At 72.9% G+C, this 236-nt stretch carries 1 pseudogene; it reads left to right on the top strand.

Annotated features, from left to right (window positions below):
- A pseudogene (locus tag A3736_RS17340) lies at nt 1-236 on the top strand (thiol:disulfide interchange protein); the annotation flags it as partial.

Below are 236 nucleotides of genomic sequence, written 5' to 3'. Positions count from 1 at the left end.
GTTCATGGCGCTCGCTCTTGGCGCGGCTCTGGTGCTCGCTCCGCTGGAGGGCATGGCGATCTTCGTGGCGCTGGGCGTCGGGCTGGCGCTGCCCTTCGTCGCAGTCGGTTTCGTGCCCCGGCTTCGACGGCTGCTACCGCGCCCCGGCCCCTGGCTCGCGCGGTTTCGCGCCTGGATGGCCTTGCCCATGGGGCTGACGGTGGTGGCGCTGGGATGGCTGGTCTGGCGGCTCGGCG

Source organism: Erythrobacter sp. HI0063, from assembly GCF_001635685.1.
GTDB lineage: Bacteria > Pseudomonadota > Alphaproteobacteria > Sphingomonadales > Sphingomonadaceae > Qipengyuania.
Note: the sequence above shows the minus strand (reverse complement) of the source record. Positions and strands in the feature narration are given on the sequence as shown.